Origin of the sequence: Paraburkholderia sp. SIMBA_030 (assembly GCF_046535245.1) — a bacterium.
Classification (GTDB): domain Bacteria; phylum Pseudomonadota; class Gammaproteobacteria; order Burkholderiales; family Burkholderiaceae; genus Paraburkholderia.
In genome coordinates this window covers 1-274 of record NZ_JAWRXB010000454.1, presented here as the reverse complement: position 1 = coordinate 274, position 274 = coordinate 1, and the positions used below count along the sequence as shown (strand labels likewise).

The following is a 274-nucleotide window of genomic DNA, read 5'->3' as shown; positions in this document are numbered from 1 at the left end:
AGGCGTTGGGCGATCTTCAGGCGGTCCACGGAATGCACCCAGTCGAAATGCTCGGCAATGGCTTTGGTCTTGTTCGACTGAATGGGGCCGATGAAGTGCCAGATCAAGGGCAAGTCGCCCAATGCCTGCTGCTTGGTCAGCGCTTCCTGCAGGTAGTTCTCGCCGACATCGCGCACGCCTGCGGCGTGGATTTCACGGATAGCGCTGGCGGGCTTGGTCTTGCTCACCGCCAGCAACTGGATGCTGGCCGGGTCCCGCCCGGCGGCCTGTGCGG

Annotated in this window: 1 protein-coding gene; it reads right to left on the bottom strand. The window is 63.5% G+C overall.

Annotated elements, in window-relative coordinates; translation table 11 throughout:
- On the bottom strand, positions 1-274 hold a 274-nt coding region (locus SB772_RS40750), incomplete at both ends, for a YggS family pyridoxal phosphate-dependent enzyme (RefSeq protein WP_410838619.1).